This is a genomic window from Halogeometricum limi, assembly GCF_900115785.1.
Lineage (GTDB): Archaea > Halobacteriota > Halobacteria > Halobacteriales > Haloferacaceae > Halogeometricum > Halogeometricum limi.
Map to the genome: position 1 here is coordinate 140,650 of NZ_FOYS01000004.1, position 14,903 is coordinate 155,552.

At 64.1% G+C, this 14,903-nt stretch carries 13 protein-coding genes and 2 tRNA genes; 8 read left to right on the forward strand and 7 right to left on the reverse strand.

What is annotated here, in order from left to right:
• Positions 1-79 precede the first annotated feature (79 nt).
• Both BM282_RS12515 and BM282_RS12520 read right to left on the reverse strand, forming a co-directional pair.
• Positions 80-163, reverse strand: a tRNA-Leu gene (locus BM282_RS12515).
• 81 nt (positions 164-244) lie between these two features.
• A complete protein-coding gene (locus BM282_RS12520; protein ID WP_089882149.1) occupies positions 245-487 on the reverse strand; it encodes a hypothetical protein in 243 nt (80 codons plus the stop codon).
• A 138-nt stretch (positions 488-625) separates the two neighbouring features.
• Between BM282_RS12520 and BM282_RS12525 the strand changes: the two genes are divergently transcribed.
• Positions 626-1,111, forward strand: coding sequence for a DUF309 domain-containing protein (locus tag BM282_RS12525; protein ID WP_089881531.1), 486 nt, complete (start codon positions 626-628; stop codon positions 1,109-1,111).
• A 53-nt stretch (positions 1,112-1,164) separates the two neighbouring features.
• Positions 1,165-1,980, forward strand: a complete 816-nt coding sequence (locus BM282_RS12530; RefSeq protein ID WP_089881537.1) for a succinylglutamate desuccinylase/aspartoacylase domain-containing protein — start codon at positions 1,165-1,167, stop codon at positions 1,978-1,980.
• Positions 1,981-1,990: 10 nt separating this feature from the next.
• Here BM282_RS12530 and BM282_RS12535 read toward each other — a convergent pair whose 3' ends face one another.
• Positions 1,991-2,440, reverse strand: a complete 450-nt coding sequence (locus BM282_RS12535) for a UPF0179 family protein (protein WP_089881539.1) — start codon at positions 2,438-2,440, stop codon at positions 1,991-1,993.
• Positions 2,441-2,473: 33 nt separating this feature from the next.
• Positions 2,474-2,887, reverse strand: a complete 414-nt coding sequence (locus BM282_RS12540) for a DUF5820 family protein (RefSeq protein ID WP_089881542.1) — start codon at positions 2,885-2,887, stop codon at positions 2,474-2,476.
• A 548-nt stretch (positions 2,888-3,435) separates the two neighbouring features.
• Between BM282_RS12540 and BM282_RS12545 the strand changes: the two genes are divergently transcribed.
• From BM282_RS12545 to BM282_RS12570, 6 genes are all read left to right on the forward strand, one after another.
• Positions 3,436-5,508, forward strand: a complete 2,073-nt coding sequence (locus tag BM282_RS12545) for a PrkA family serine protein kinase (RefSeq protein WP_089881544.1) — start codon at positions 3,436-3,438, stop codon at positions 5,506-5,508.
• On the forward strand, positions 5,505-7,784 hold the full coding sequence (locus BM282_RS12550; protein WP_089881547.1) for a PrkA family serine protein kinase: 2,280 nt from the start codon (positions 5,505-5,507) through the stop codon (positions 7,782-7,784). Before BM282_RS12545 ends, BM282_RS12550 begins: the two co-directional genes overlap by 4 nt.
• Positions 7,775-9,085, forward strand: a complete 1,311-nt coding sequence (locus BM282_RS12555; protein ID WP_089881550.1) for a YeaH/YhbH family protein — start codon at positions 7,775-7,777, stop codon at positions 9,083-9,085. The genes BM282_RS12550 and BM282_RS12555 overlap by 10 nt, the downstream gene beginning before the upstream one ends.
• Position 9,086: 1 nt before the next feature.
• Positions 9,087-11,093 (forward strand): SpoVR family protein, encoded by a 2,007-nt coding sequence (locus tag BM282_RS12560; protein WP_089881552.1) that lies wholly within the window; start codon positions 9,087-9,089, stop codon positions 11,091-11,093.
• 86 nt (positions 11,094-11,179) lie between these two features.
• Positions 11,180-11,785: a DUF7344 domain-containing protein gene (locus BM282_RS12565; protein ID WP_245758361.1), complete on the forward strand. Its 606-nt coding sequence runs from the start codon at positions 11,180-11,182 to the stop codon at positions 11,783-11,785.
• 63 nt (positions 11,786-11,848) lie between these two features.
• Complete coding sequence (locus BM282_RS12570) at positions 11,849-13,306, forward strand: DASH family cryptochrome (protein ID WP_089881557.1); 1,458 nt, start codon at positions 11,849-11,851, stop codon at positions 13,304-13,306.
• Positions 13,307-13,336: 30 nt separating this feature from the next.
• Here the strand turns inward: BM282_RS12570 and BM282_RS12575 are convergent, their stop codons facing one another.
• The 3 genes from BM282_RS12575 to BM282_RS12585 form a co-directional block, all read right to left on the reverse strand.
• On the reverse strand, positions 13,337-13,771 hold the full coding sequence (locus BM282_RS12575; RefSeq protein WP_089881560.1) for a disulfide bond formation protein B: 435 nt from the start codon (positions 13,769-13,771) through the stop codon (positions 13,337-13,339).
• 55 nt (positions 13,772-13,826) lie between these two features.
• The gene (locus BM282_RS12580) at positions 13,827-14,426 is read right to left on the reverse strand and encodes a DUF7344 domain-containing protein (protein WP_089881562.1); all 600 of its coding nucleotides are present in this window, start codon (positions 14,424-14,426) and stop codon (positions 13,827-13,829) included.
• Positions 14,427-14,787: 361 nt separating this feature from the next.
• Positions 14,788-14,862 (reverse strand) — tRNA-Glu (locus tag BM282_RS12585).
• Positions 14,863-14,903: the final 41 nt, after the last annotated feature.

Here is a 14,903-nt window from a genome sequence, read left to right on the forward strand (position 1 = left end):
CTCGCAAATCGGAGATGTGCTCGCTGGTCCGAACTCCCCGTTCGAGGTTCACCCCTCGCTGTCGCTCGGGGATGAGAAGTGCGAGGGGAGGGATTTGAACCCACGGACCCCTACGGGAGCGGATCTTGAGTCCGCCGCGTTTTCCAGACTTTGCTACCCTCGCGCAGTTACAGGTACGGACACCACGCCGCTAAAGCGTTCCGAAACCGCGTCCCCCCGTGCGAATCGGTCGTGCGCAACTCGACTACGTCCCGCCGAATCGCTCCCGGAGCACTCGCGGAAGTTCGAGTGCGACGGCGGCGCCGACTGCCGGGAGGACGACGGCGAGGAGAACGAGGACAACGCCCATCCCGACGGGCGCGAAGCCGATGCCGAAGAACACGACGAGGAAGACGGCCGTGTAGAACGCGCCGCGTCCGAGGGCGCGCCCGACACCGACGGCGTAGGCCGCGAGTGCGTCCGGGACGTCGCTGAGTCCGGGTTCCATGTCCGACTCGACGACACCCACCGGGATAATACTGTACCACCGGCCGTCGCGCACCACCCGCGGTCACGTGCTCGGCGACGCCGTCGCGTCGCTCTGTCCGGCGATGCCGTTAGGTCGCTCCGTCGTGTGTCTCCGCACATGGACGAGCACACCCGCGACCCGAGCGTCGCGCCACCACTCGGGAACCCCTCCGGTTGGTCGGCGGAGCGTCGCGAGTGGGAACACGCCACGCTCCGACGCGCGACGGAACACGGCGTTCGCCTCTACAACGCGAGTGACTTCCACGAGTCGCACGACTGCTTCGAGGACGAGTGGTACAACTACGGACGCGGGAGCGTCGAGTCCGCGTTCCTCCACGGGATGGTCCAGGTGGCCGCCGGCGCGTACAAACACTTCGACTTCGAGGACGACGACGGGATGCGCTCGCTGTTCGGGACGGCGTTGCAGTACCTCGACGGCATCCCCGCGGACTTCTACGGCGTCGACGTCGCCGAGGTGCGGACGACGCTTCGCGCGGCGCTCGACGACCCGACTGCGCTCCACGGGTGGCAGATACCGCTCGACGGCGCGGCGACGACGGCGTATCCCGCCGATTACGACTACGTCGACGGGTTGGACCATTGACGACTCCGTCTCGGATTCGAACTGGTTTTGTCTCTCCCGCGGCGAACTCGGCCATGCGAATCTACGAACTCGGGGACGGGACCCCGGAAGTCGCCGTCGTCGGCTCTATCCACGGCGACGAACCCTGCGGTGCCCGCGCGATAGAGCGGTTCGTCGCCGAGGAACCGGACGTCGAACGGCCGGTGAAACTCGTCGTCGCCAACGAGAACGCTCTCGACGCGGGCGTTCGCTACCTCGACGAGGACCTGAACCGCGCGTTCCCCGGCGACCCGAACGCCGACAGCCACGAGCGCCGCCTCGCCGCCGACTTGGTCCGCGAAGTGCGAGGCTGTACGACGTTCTCGCTGCACTCGACGCAGTCGTACGCCAAGCCGTTCGCTCTGGTCGACACCGTCGGGGCCGTCGCACGCTCTATCTGCCCGCATCTCCCCGTGGAGGAACTCGTCGAGACGGCGGAGTTCGCGGGGGGTCGCCTCATCGACCACGCGCACACGCTCGAAGTCGAGTGTGGTCTGCAAGGGACCGACGACGCCGCGGAGAACGCTTACTGGCTGGTCCGGTCGTTCCTCGCGGCGACGGGCGTGCTCTCCGCACCCGCCGACGGGGAGGAGTCGCCCGTCTCGCTGGACCGCCGTGACCGAGACGACGTGACCGTCTACCGGATGCTCGAACGCATCCCGAAGGGACCCGCGGAGACGTACGAGGTGTACGTGAACAACTTCGAACTCGTCGAGGAAGGAGACCGGTTCGCCGCCGCCGACGGCGAGGTGTTCACCGCCGACCGCGACTTCTACCCGGTGTTGCTCTCGGCGTACGGCTACGAGGGCGTGTTCGGCTACGCCGCCGACCGCCTCGGCACGCTCGACTGACTCGGACTCGCTACTCTTCTCGCGCCGCGAACTCTACCTGCGTCAGGTTCCGGTCCAGATAGCAGACGTCGTGCGGCGGGTCACCGTGAACCTCGGTGATGCGGTACTCCGTCTCGAAGTCCGCGCCGTCGGGGACGCAGAACTCGTGGCTCGGACACTCGGTGTGCGGGCACGGTCCCGCCAGTTGCGCTTTGCTCCCGGCGTAGGCACCCTTCGAGGGGACGTTGGCGACGACGGGCGCGGGTTCGACTTCGACGGCGCGAACGCCGGTGTCGTGGACGGCGCAGTCGAGGAGTTGGGCGTTCTCGCGACGGCCCACCACCTCGTATCGGACGCCCTCTTCGAGGTTGAGACACTGCTTTCGGTACGGACACCCCTCGCAGGCCGAGGACGCCCCCTGATAGACGAACTGCGTCCCCGACTCCGCGAGTCGGTCGCCGATGAGCGTGACCTTCGTCATAGTTCGAACGATAGCCGGGCCGGTCGGATAACGTTACTCGTCGCGACCGGTCAACTCGTCTAATCGGTCCAGATACGCCTCCTCGGGCACCTGATACAGGTCTCTGTACGCTATCTCCCCGGCGGCGAACCGCCGTGCGAGTTCGTTCGCGCCCGCGACGGCCGCCTCCCGAGTGTCGAACTCCTCGACCGGTCCCTCCACGTCGGGTTCCAGTCGCAGGACGGCGTGCCACGTCTCCGTGCGGACGTGCGCGGCACCCGGCCGGTTCGCCCGCGACCGGTTCGAGACGAAGATGGTCGGTAGGCAGGCGGCCGGGAACTCGCTCTCGTTGAACACGTCCGGCCGGTAGGCGAGTATCCGCCGCCCGTCCGTCTCGTCGTTCCACACCGTCCACCCGCCGGGCGGCGCCGCCTCCGGAGACCGGTCCGACGTCGCGTCGTCACTCATAGTCGTGAGATGCGGCCCGAACGCCGAGTCTCCTTCGGTCCGCGGAGGCCCGTCGTCGTCGCCTCTCGGTGCGTTCGCCTCCGGACGGCCCGCGCTCTCGTCACCGAACGGTGAGCGTCGATTGGCGGTCGCGTCCGGCCGTGTTACGTGACGCCGCGCTGGGAGGATGAGACCACAAAAACCTGTCTGTACTGTCTGTCGTTCCGAGCGGTTCTCTGACGAGGGTCCCGTGCATCGTTCTTCGTGTCTGACGCTGGAGAGAAGAGTTATATGTGTGGGAATCTCACACACAGTTAGTCTCGGTTGACCGGACCGAGCACCCGCCCCTCCGCGCACCGCCTGCCAAACACTCGACGACTCGTCGCTCGCCGCCGATTTGCTGCCGTTGGTCGTCTGTCGCGCGTACCGGGCGGTCGATACGAACGACCGCACGTCGGCGCCCCCTCTCGGACCGACCGTCGCGTCCGCGATACGGCAGTCGTCGCTCCTCCGATTCGAGGCACGTCGGGGAGATGCGGCCGTTCTATCGGGAGATCCGTCAACAAACAATGAATGGTGACATCGAAACCCTCGAAGGGCTGAGCAAGCACTACAAAGAGTCCGTCCCTGAGGACCTCCGCGAAGCGAAGAGCTTCCAGTGGTACCTAGAGGAGGTGTACGCTGACCCGAGAATCGCCCGCAACGCGCACCAACGCGTTGCCGACATGTTCGACTACTACGGCACCGAGTACGACGAGGAAGCCGGCATCGTCGAGTACCTGATGGCGTCGGAAGACCCCATCCACGACGGGGAGAACACGTTCTACGGCCGCGAGGTCCACGAGTCCATCCACGAGTTCGTCAACAAGGTGAAATCGGGGGCTCGCGGCCTCGGACCCGAGAAACGAATCAAACTGCTCCTCGGACCCGTCGGGTCGGGGAAGTCGCACTTCGACTGGATGGTCCGCCGGTACTTCGAAGACTACACGATGCGCGACGACGGCCGGATGTACACGTTCCGGTGGACGAACCTCACCGACGTGATTCGGGACCAAGACCCCGCCGACGACGTGGTCCACTCCCCGATGAATCAGGACCCCCTCGTCCTCGTCCCGCAAGAACAGCGGGACATGATAATCGAACAACTCAACGAGGTGCTCGACGCGCCCTACACCATCCGGAACGACCAGGCGTTAGACCCCGCCTCGGAGTTCTACATGGACAAACTGCTGGCGTACTATGACGACGACTTAGAGGAAGTCGTCTCGAATCACATCGAGATAATCCGCCTCGTCGCGAGCGAGAACAAGCGCCAGTGCGTCGAGACGTTCGAACCGAAGGACAAGAAGAACCAAGACGAGACGGAGTTGACCGGCGACGTCAACTACTCGAAACTGGCCGTCTACGGCGAGTCGGACCCGCGGGCGTTCGACTACTCGGGGGCGTTCTGTAACGCGAACCGAGGGCTGTTCTCCGGCGAGGAGTTGCTGAAACTCCAGCGGGAGTTCCTCTACGACTTCCTGCATGCGAGTCAGGAACAGACCATCAAGCCGAAGAACAACCCGCGAATCGACATCGACCAGGTCATCGTCGGCCGGACGAACATGCCCGAGTACAAAGACAAGAAGGGCGACGAGAAGATGGAGGCGTTCAACGACCGGACGAAACGCATCGACTTCCCGTACGTCTTGGAGTACTCACAGGAGGCCGAAATCTACCGGAAGATGCTGCGGAACGCCGACGTGCCCGACATGCACATCGAACCGCACACGCTGGAGATGGCCGGGTTGTTCGGCGTCCTCACCCGCGTCGTCGAACCCGACGGCGGGAACATCTCGCTCGTCCAGAAGGCGAAAGCGTACAACGGCGAGATAGACGACGGCGACGACGTCGACGTGAAGAAACTCCGCGAGGAAGCGGAGGGGAAGACGGACATCGGCGAGGGGATGGAGGGCGTCTCCGCGCGCTTCATCGGCGACGAGATAGCCGAGGCCATCATGGACTCGACGCACCGCGGGCGAGGCTACCTCTCGCCGCTGTCGGTGTTCAACCACTTCGAGGGCAACTTGGAGAACCACGGCTCCATCCCCGAGGACAACCTCGAACGCTACCACCGCTACCTGGAGATGGTCCGCGAGGAGTACAAAGAGCGCGCCATCGAGGACGTGCGCCACGCGCTGGCGTACGACTTAGACGAGATTCAGCGACAGGGCGAGAAGTACATGGACCACGTGATGGCGTACATCGACGACGCCACCGTCCAGGACGAACTCACCGGCCGCGAACAGGAACCCGACGAGAAGTTCCTGCGCTCCGTCGAAGAGAAACTCGACATCCCCGAGGACAGGAAAGACGACTTCCGACAGGAGGTGTCGAACTGGGTGTCGCGACGCGCCCGCGAGGGGCAGGCGTTCGACCCGCAGGACAACGACAGACTCCGCCGCGCCTTAGAGCGCAAACTCTGGGAGGACAAGAAGCACAACATCAACTTCTCGGCACTCGTCAGCGCCAACGAACTGGACGACGACGAGCGTAACGCGTGGATAGACGCACTCGTCGAACAGGGCTACTCGCGCGACGGGGCCAGAGAGGTGTTAGAGTTCGCCGGGGCGGAGGTGGCAAAGAGCGAACTCGAAGCATGACGCCGCCGAAAGACTACATCCGAGAGGCCGACGACCGACTCCGCGGGACGTACGAAGAACCGATGAGTCTCGCCGCGTACGTCGACGCGGCGTTCGAGTCGCCAGCCATCGCCTCGCACGCCTCGAAGTATCTCCTCTCGGCCATCGAGGCGGCGGGGACGCGCACGGTGGTCGAAGAGGGCGAAGAGCGAGAGCGCTACCGCTTCTTCGACGACCCGTCGAACGGCGGCGAACACGCCGTCCTCGGCAACACGGAGATACTGAACCGGTTCGTCGACGACCTGCGGACCATCGCCGCCGAACGCGGCAAGGGCGAGAAGATAATCTGGTTCGACGGCCCCACCGCGACGGGGAAGTCCGAGTTGAAACGCTGTCTCGTCAACGGTCTCCGCGAGTACTCGAAGACGAAGGAGGGCCGGCGCTACACGGTCGAGTGGAACGTCACCAACGCGGACGACAGCAGGGGACTCTCGTACGGCGGCGAGATGAGCGGGACGGAAGACGAGTCCGACTGGTACGAGAGTCCCGTCCAGTCGCACCCGCTGTCGGTGTTCCCGGCGGCGGTCAGACGGGACCTCCTCGCGGACCTCAACGAGAGCGAGTTCGACCACATCCCCGTCGCTCTCGACGAGGAGCTCGACCCGTTCTGCCGCGAGGCGTACGACTACCTCGAAGAGAAGTACCGCCGCGCGGGCAAGCCCGACCTGTTCAGCGCCGTCACCGACCCGAAACACCTCCGCGTGAAGAACTACGTCGTCGACGTGGGCAAGGGCGTCGGCGTCCTCCACTCTGAGGACGACGGCTCTCCGAAGGAGCGACTGGTCGGGTCGTGGATGCCGGGGATGCTCAGAGAGTTGGACTCGCGCGGGCGCAAGAACCCGCAGGCGTTCAGCTACGACGGCGTCCTCTCGCAGGGCAACGGCCTCCTCACCATCGTCGAGGACGCGACGCAACACGCGGACCTGTTGCAGAAACTCCTGAACGTCCCCGACGAGGGCCACGTCAAACTGGACAAAGGAATCGGGATGGACATCGACACGCAACTCGTCATCATCTCGAACCCGGACCTGGACGTGGAGTTGGACAAGTACGCCGACCGGAACGGACGCGACCCTCTGAAAGCCTTGAAACGCCGCCTCAACAAACACGAGTTCCGCTACCTGACGAACGTCTCCTTGGAGACGGAACTGATTCGCCGCGAACTGACGAACGAGACGGCGGTCTGGGACCTCGAAGAGAGACCGGAACTAGAAGCGCGCATCCGCGAGGGTCTGTTCGTCGACGTGCGAAGCGGTCCCGGCGCGGTCAAGCGACGCGAACTCGCGCCGCACGCACTCGAAGCCGCGGCGCTGTACTCCGTCGTCTCGCGTCTCGACAGCGACGACGTCCCCGACGGCTACACCCTCGTCGACAAAGCCGTGCTGTTCGACCGGGGCTTCCTCCAGGTCGGCGACACCCGCGAGGAGATAGACGAGTTCGGGTTCGACGCCGAGAACGAGGGGACGCACGGTATCCCGGTCACGTTCACCAGAGACGTCATCGCGGACATCCTCCACGAGGACAGAGACAGACACCACCCCGAGTTGGACGTGGGTGCGGTCGTCATGCCGGACGACCTGTTGGACGCGATGGCCGAGAGCCTCCACGAGGCGCCGGTGTTCTCGCGGGCGGAACGCTCCGAGTACGAGACGCGCGTCGCCGTCGTGAAGTCGCACATCTTCGACCAACAGGAGAGCGACGTGCTCTCTGCCGTCCTCGCCGACAAGCACGTCGAACAGGAGACGGTCGAAGAGTACGTCGAACACGTGTACGCGTGGGACTCCGGCGACGAGATAGAGACCGAACACGGGGCGGTCGAACCCGACGCGCTGTTGATGAAACTGTTCGAGACCGAACACCTCGGACGGTTCACGGAGAGCGACTACACGGGTAACGACCCCTCCGAGGACGTCGAGACGTTCCGTCGCGAGAAGGTAATCACCGCGCTGAACCGGTACGCCTGGGAGAACCGCGACGAGGGGTTCACCGTCGGCGACGTCGACCTCTCCGAGATTCCCGTCATCCGGACGGTGTTAGAGACCCACGAGTGGGCCGACGTCCGTCGACTGTTCGAGGACTTCGACCCCGACCAGTGGGACGACCCGCCGACGAACACCGAGACGGACCGCGTGAAACGGCGGACTATCGAGCAGATGGTACAGGACGGCTACACGCCCGAGTCGGCCGAACTGACGAGTAGAGCAGTCATGAACGAGGTACGACACAGATGGGACTGAGAGAAGACATCGAGCGGTTCCGCGAAGTCGGCGAAGAACGCCGCGAGGACCTCGAAGAGTTCATCAGCTACGGTGACCTCGGCGGGTCCGGCCCGGACAGCATCAGGATACCCATCAAAGTCGTGGACCTCCCGGAGTTCCGCTACGACCGCCTCGACAAAGGCGGCGTCGGGCAGGGACAGGGCGGGACGCCCGACGTGGGCCAACCCGTCGGTCAACCGCAACCCGGCGACGGCGACGAGGACGGCAAGCCCGGCGAAGAGGGCGGCGACCACGAGTACTACGAGATGGACCCCGAGGAGTTCGCACAGGAACTCGACGAGGAACTCGGACTCGACTTAGAGCCGAAGGGAAAGGAGGTCATCGAAGAGATAGAGGGCGACTTCACCGACGTGACGCGGACGGGACCGCACAGCACCCTCGACTTCGAACGCCTGTTCAAAGAGGGACTGAAGCGGAAACTCGCGATGGACTTCGACGACGACTTCGTCCGCGAGGCGATGAAAGTCGAAGGAGAGGACGCGCAGTCGGTGTACCAGTGGTGCCGCGAGAACCACATCCTCGTCTCGCTCCCGTGGATAGAGGACGAGTGGACGCGCATCCCCGAGGACGAACGCGACACGTGGGCGTCGTTCGAGGAGATGGAGGAGAACGTCGAGCGGACGACGACACTCCAGCGCATCCGCCGCGACGGCCTGCGAGACATCCCGTTCCGTCGTGAAGACGAACGCTACCGCCACCCCGAGATAATCGAGGAGAAAGAGAAGAACGTCGTCGTGGTGAACATCCGCGACGTGTCGGGGTCGATGCGCGAGAAGAAGCGCGAACTCGTCGAGCGGACGTTCACCCCCCTCGACTGGTATCTCACGGGCAAGTACGACAACGCCGAGTTCGTCTACATCGCCCACGACGCCGACGCCTGGCAGGTCGAACGCGACGAGTTCTTCGGCATCCGCTCGGGCGGCGGCACCCGAATCTCCAGCGCGTACGTCCTCGCGAAGCAGATACTTGAAGAGCAGTACCCCTGGTCCGAGTGGAACCGCTACGTGTTCGCCGCGGGCGACTCGGAGAACTCCTCGAACGACACGACGGAGAACGTCATCCCGCTGATGGCGGAGATTCCGGCGAACCTCCACGCCTACGTGGAGACGCAACCGGGCGGGACGGCCATCAACGCGACGCACGCAGAGGAAGTCGAACGGGCGCTCGAAGAACAGGATAACGTCGTCGTCGCCTACGTCTCCTCGCCCGAAGACGTGATAGACGCGATATACAGCATCCTCAGCACGGAGGCGAACTGACATGACGATGAGACGATTCAGACACACCGCACGGAGGGTCGCCGGGGAACTCGAAGAACCGGTGCGCGAGGCGGGACGACTCGCTCGCAAACTGGGTCTCGACCCGTACCCGGTGAACTACTGGGTGGTAGATTACGCCGAGATGAACCAACTCATCGCCTACGGCGGGTTCCAAAGACGGTACCCGCACTGGCGGTGGGGGATGACGTACGACCGCCAGCAGAAACAGGACCAGTTCGGCATGGGCAAGGCGTTCGAAATCGTGAACAACGACAACCCCTCGCACGCGTTCCTGCAGGAGTCGAACTCGCTGGCCGACCAGAAGGCCGTCATCACGCACGTCGAAGCGCACGCGGACTTCTTCGCGAACAACGACTGGTTCGGGATGTTCGTCGGCGAGTCCGACTTAGACGCCGCGGCGATGCTCGAACGGCACGCCGAGGCCATCCAGCGCTACACCGACGACCCGGAGATAGACCGCGAGGACGTCGAGCGGTTCATCGACGCCGTCCTCTGCTTAGAAGACAACATCGATCAGCATCGCACCATCGGCGACGCGGCCACCGGCCGCGAACGCATCCAACCGGAGGACCTCAGAAAACGGCTGGACGCGATGAACATCTCCGAGAACGTGCGCCGGCAGGTGTTCGACGACGAGTGGTTGGACCAACTCGCCGAGGCGGAGGCGGCGGCCGCGAGACTCGACGCGCCGCGCCGCGACGTGTTGGCGTTCGTCCGCGAACACGGGATGTACTACGACGAGGAGGAGGGCAAAGCCGTCGAGATGGAACCGTGGCAGAAGGACGTCCTCGACATGCTCCGCAAGGAGTCGTACTACTTCGCCGCCCAGAAGATGACGAAGGTGATGAACGAGGGATGGGCCGCCTACTGGGAGTCGCTCATGATGGGCGAAGAACGCTTCGCGGGAACCGACGAGTTCGTCACCTACGCGGACCACCAGTCGCGCGTCCTCGGGTCGCCCGGACTCAACCCCTACAAACTCGGCAAAGAGCTGTGGGAGTACATCGAGAACACGACAAACCGAGCCGAAGTCGCGGACAAACTCCTCCGCGTGAACGGCGTCTCGTGGCGGAACTTCCACGACATCATCGACTTCGAGGAGGTACAGGAACTCCTGCAACCGGACCCGGCCATCGACGGCGTCCGGTCGGACACGCTTGACCGTCTCGCGGCCCTCGACGACGACGACCCGCGCGTCGACTGGGAGACGCTCGACGCGGCCCTCGCGGGCGACGTCGACGTGGACGCGTACCCGTGGAAAGTGCTCACCTACGAGGGACTCGCAGAACGGCACTTCTCGCTCGTGAAGCCGCAGAACCGCGGCTTCCTGAAGCGCATCCGTCGCTCGGAACTCGAACAGTTGTCGCGCTACATGTTCGACGACCAGGTGTACGACAGCGTCGCCGAGGCCATCGCCGACGTCGACCGGTCCGCCGGGTGGGACCGGATGCGCGAGATACGCGAGAGCCACAACGACGTGACGTTCCTCGACGCGTTCCTCACCCACGAGTTCGTGAAGGACAACCACTACTTCACGTACGAGTTCACCCGGTCGACGGGCGAGTTCCGCGTCTCCTCGACGCAGTACGAGGACGTGAAGAAGAAGCTCTTGCTCCAGTTCACGAACTTCGGCAAACCGACCATCGTGGTGTTCGACGGCAACTACGCGAACCGCGGCGAGTTGCTCCTCGCACACCAGTTCAACGGTATCATGCTCGACATCGCGCAGGCGCGAGGCGTCCTCGAACGCCTGTACGACCTGTGGGGACGGCCGGTGAACCTCGCGACCATCGTCAAAGAGTACGACGAACACGACGTGGAAGTCGCCCGACGGCGGAACCGGGAACCGACGCCCGTCGAACGGGGAACGCGAATCAGATACGACGGCGACGAGTTCGAGACGTTCGACCTCGACGACGAGATAACCGACCGGATTCGGGCGACGGATATCGACTACGACACGAAACCCGACGAGTGGCTGTCGTAGCTCCGTTCTACTCTCCTTGTATTCTCTAATTTGAGACTGTACAGAATTGGAACACATTAATATAGCATCAGTTATAATTACCTATCATGCCAACGGGAGGGGCCGAGTCCGTGGGAACGACTCGACACGGGGAGACGAACGGACTCGACCAATCAGACATTCACGACGTCCTGCGCAACGACAGGCGACGCCTGGTCCTCGAGCGACTTCGGTCCGCAGAGGAAGCCGAAGCCGTCGCTGACCTCGCCGAGTACATCGGTGGCGTCGAGTCCGGCGAGTCGCCGCCGCCGCGCAACGTTCGACAGAGCGTCTACGTGTCACTTCATCAGACACACCTGCCGAAACTCGACGAACTCGGTATCGTCACGTACGACAGCGACGCGAAGACCGTCGCACTCGCGGGTGCGGCCGACGAGGTGGCCGTCTACATGGAGATCGTCCCGAAGTACGGTATCTCGTGGGCGGAGTACTATCTCGGCTTGGGCCTCCTCGGCCTCCTGTCGCTCGTCGGGTCCGGTATCGGCGTCCCGACGCTGTCGGGCGTCGACCCCACCTATCTCGGGGGGGCGTTTCTGGTGCTCGTCTTCGTCTCGGCGGCCTACCAACTAGCCGACCAGCGCAGTTCGCTCGTCCACCGCCTCCGTGAGGAGGCACCGGCCATCGGACCGGCGACGACGAGCGACGACGACTGAGTCGTTCTCGGACGCGGGCCGCCGCCCCGTCTGTTCAATACCGCCGCGTCCTAACGTCCACCAATGACGGAGACGGCTCTGGTCTGGTTTCGTCGTGACCTGCGGGTCCACGACAACGAAGCGCTCGCGGAGGCGGCCGCCGCCGACCACCTCCTCCCGGTGTACTGTTTCGACCCTCGCGAGTACGGCACGCGCGAGTACGGCGGCGACGACTCGTTTCGGTTCGAGAAGACCGGGAGTCACCGCGCCCGCTTCCGCCGCGAATCCGTCTCGGCGCTCCGCGACTCGCTCTCTGACCTCGGGTCGGCCCTCGTCGTCCGACACGAACGCCCGGAGACGGCCCTCCCGGCACTCGCTGCCGCCGTCGACGCCGACGCGGTGTACGCCCAGACGCTCCCCGCGCCCGAGGAGGTAACCGCCGAGAACCGGGTGACCGCGGCGCTTCGAGATGCCGGCGTCGCCGTCCACCGGTTCTGGACGCACACGCTGTACCACCTCGACGACCTCCCGACGCCGTACACGTCGATTTCGGACACGTATACCTCGTTTCGGAAGTCCGTCGAGTCGGAGTCGACCGTCAGAGACCCGTTCGCCGTACCCGAAATGCCCCCGCCACCCGCGGCGTTCGACGGCGTCGACGCCGGGGCGATACCGTCGCTCTCGGACCTCGACGGGGGACTCTCGGACCCCGGACACGACGAACGCGCGGTTCACGCGTTCCCCGGCGGCGAACCCGCCGGTCTCGAACGCGTCGAGTCGTACCTGTGGGAGGGCGACCACCTCCGGGGGTACAAACAGACGCGGAACGGCATGCTCGGAGCGGACTTCTCCTCGAAACTCTCGCCGTGGCTGAACGAGGGCTGTCTGTCTCCCCGGCGCGTCGAACGGGAGGTCAGGCGGTACGAGGACGAACGCGTGCGGAACGACTCGACCTACTGGCTCCTCTTCGAACTCGTCTGGCGCGACTTCTTCCAGTTTCAGGTCGCAAAGCACGGGCCGCAGTTCTTCCGTCGCGAGGGCATCCGCGAACGAGACGACATCGACTGGCGAACGGACGACCGACGACTCCGACTGTGGAAGCGCGGCGAGACGGGCATCCCGTTCGTCGACGCGAACGTGCGCGAACTCCGCGAGACGGGGTACGTGTCCAACCGGGGACGGCAGAACGTCGCGTCGTTTCTCGTGAACGACCTCGAAATCGACTGGCGCGTCGGCGCGGCGTTCTTCGAGACGCACCTCGTCGACTACGACCCGTGCTCGAACTACGGCAACTGGGCGTACGTCGCGGGCGTCGGAAACGACTCCAGAGACCGAGCGTTCGACGTCCTCGAACAGGCCGAACACTACGACGGCGACGCCGCGTACGTGAAACACTGGCTCCCCGAGTTGTCGTCGTTGCCAGCGGAGTACGCCCACCGCCCGTGGCGACTCTCCGCGGACGAACAGGCCGAGTACGGGGTTCGCCTCGGCCTCGACTATCCGAAACCGACGATTCGTCCGGACTGGCGGACCGACCGATAGGCCGACTGATGGACCCGCTGACAGACCGGGTTACGGACTGCTCCACGGGTCGTCCTGCGAGGTGAGGCCGACGCCGCCGACGAGGACGGTGAGGAGGGCGAACGCGACCAGTGCCAGTCGCGGGATGGTCAACAGTCCGTCCAGCATCGGGTAGAGCACCGCCGAACAACCCTCGCCGAGCGTACACCCCGTCGACGCGGGCGGGAACAGTTGAATGTAGACGTGGTACGCCGAGACCCCCATTCCGAGAAGAGAGAGTGGGAGCACGGTCCGGTAGACGCCCGAGCGGTCTTCGACTGCGGCGACGCCGAGAACGACGACGAGCGGATACATGAGGATGCGCTGGTACCAACAGAGTTCGCACGGCACGAGTCCGAGGCCGAGACTGAAAAAGAGGCTCCCGGCGGTGGCGACGACGGCGACGAACGTCGCCACAGCCAGCACTCCGCGTGTGGAAGACACCATGTGCGCACCGGGAGTGCCGGCGGCTTCAACGTGTCGGCACCGCCACCGTTCCGGCTCAGTCGTCGTCTCGCAGGCCGACGTCCGTCAGGAACCCCGAGACGCTCGGGTCGCCGCCTTCGAGTGAGACGCGTTCGGTGTAGACGTGGACGGCCGCAGAGACGGCGAACGTGAGGCTGACGAGGAGGGCGTATCCGAGGTCAGACACCAGCGAGAAGGGAAACAGGTCCGTCCACGCGAGACCGACGACGAGAAGCGACAGTCCCGAGAGACCGAGATAGTAGACCGACCACGAACTGATACGACGGTCGGTCGTCCCGTCGAGGAACGTGTCGAGGTCGGCCGCCAGCGGTGTCAGCGAGATGTATCCTCTGTCGCGGTCGTAGACGACGACACCCACGTCGTCCAGTTTGGGGAGATGCGTCTGGTGCAGCGACGTGTAGACGCGCTTTCGCTGCTTGTACGTCAACTCCTCTCTGTCGATGCCGTTCTCCATCGCGGCGACTTCCTTCGACAGGTCACGCACGGACACCTTGTCCTCGGTCTGCCGGAGATAGCTGAGCGCTAATCGCCGCCGACGGTTGCTCAACATCGAGTAGATGTCGTCTTTCGACAGACTCTCTGCTTCTTCGTTTACGAACACACGTTGTACACTCACCTCGTTGAACCCTCCCCACCGTTCACGTCAACATATTCTGCCCGATGGTATAAACAATCCCCTACATCGCGAAGTATCGTTCCTGCGAGGCCCGCGAGACGAATCATATTACGCACTCACAATAGATGAACAAAATACTACTGGCCGTGAAATAAGCAGAAAGTGACACGTCTTTGCCACTGAACGAATCGGATACTTCGTCGGTGCGCGTCCGTTTCAGTCGATTGGGCCTCGTGTGCGACGAAAACGAGTCGCTTGGGTGTTGTGTTCGAGAGAAGCGCTCGGTAGGAGGAGTTGAACTTCGCTCGCTGATTCACCTCTCGACACCACGCACTCTTCGTCACGTTGTTCTGCAGAGAAATGCTCGGTAGGGGATTTGAACCCCTGTCCTCGGCTCGAAAGGCCAAGATGATTGGCCGGACTACACCAACCGAGCCTGCATCCTATCGTGGTTGCCTGATTCGTTTAAAGATTCCG

What these genes read in the sequence shown, in the direction of transcription:
- BM282_RS12575 (WP_089881560.1), bottom strand. Translation starts at nt 13,771, where the DNA reads ATGGTGTCTTCCACACGCGGAGTGCTGGCTGTGGCGACGTTCGTCGCC.
- BM282_RS12545 (WP_089881544.1), top strand. Translation starts at nt 3,436, where the DNA reads ATGAATGGTGACATCGAAACCCTCGAAGGGCTGAGCAAGCACTACAAA.
- BM282_RS12565 (WP_245758361.1), top strand. Translation starts at nt 11,180, where the DNA reads ATGCCAACGGGAGGGGCCGAGTCCGTGGGAACGACTCGACACGGGGAG.
- BM282_RS12535 (WP_089881539.1), bottom strand. Translation starts at nt 2,440, where the DNA reads ATGACGAAGGTCACGCTCATCGGCGACCGACTCGCGGAGTCGGGGACG.
- BM282_RS12570 (WP_089881557.1), top strand. Translation starts at nt 11,849, where the DNA reads ATGACGGAGACGGCTCTGGTCTGGTTTCGTCGTGACCTGCGGGTCCAC.
- BM282_RS12520 (WP_089882149.1), bottom strand. Translation starts at nt 487, where the DNA reads ATGGAACCCGGACTCAGCGACGTCCCGGACGCACTCGCGGCCTACGCC.
- BM282_RS12555 (WP_089881550.1), top strand. Translation starts at nt 7,775, where the DNA reads ATGGGACTGAGAGAAGACATCGAGCGGTTCCGCGAAGTCGGCGAAGAA.
- BM282_RS12550 (WP_089881547.1), top strand. Translation starts at nt 5,505, where the DNA reads ATGACGCCGCCGAAAGACTACATCCGAGAGGCCGACGACCGACTCCGC.
- BM282_RS12530 (WP_089881537.1), top strand. Translation starts at nt 1,165, where the DNA reads ATGCGAATCTACGAACTCGGGGACGGGACCCCGGAAGTCGCCGTCGTC.
- BM282_RS12540 (WP_089881542.1), bottom strand. Translation starts at nt 2,887, where the DNA reads ATGAGTGACGACGCGACGTCGGACCGGTCTCCGGAGGCGGCGCCGCCC.
- BM282_RS12560 (WP_089881552.1), top strand. Translation starts at nt 9,087, where the DNA reads ATGACGATGAGACGATTCAGACACACCGCACGGAGGGTCGCCGGGGAA.
- BM282_RS12525 (WP_089881531.1), top strand. Translation starts at nt 626, where the DNA reads ATGGACGAGCACACCCGCGACCCGAGCGTCGCGCCACCACTCGGGAAC.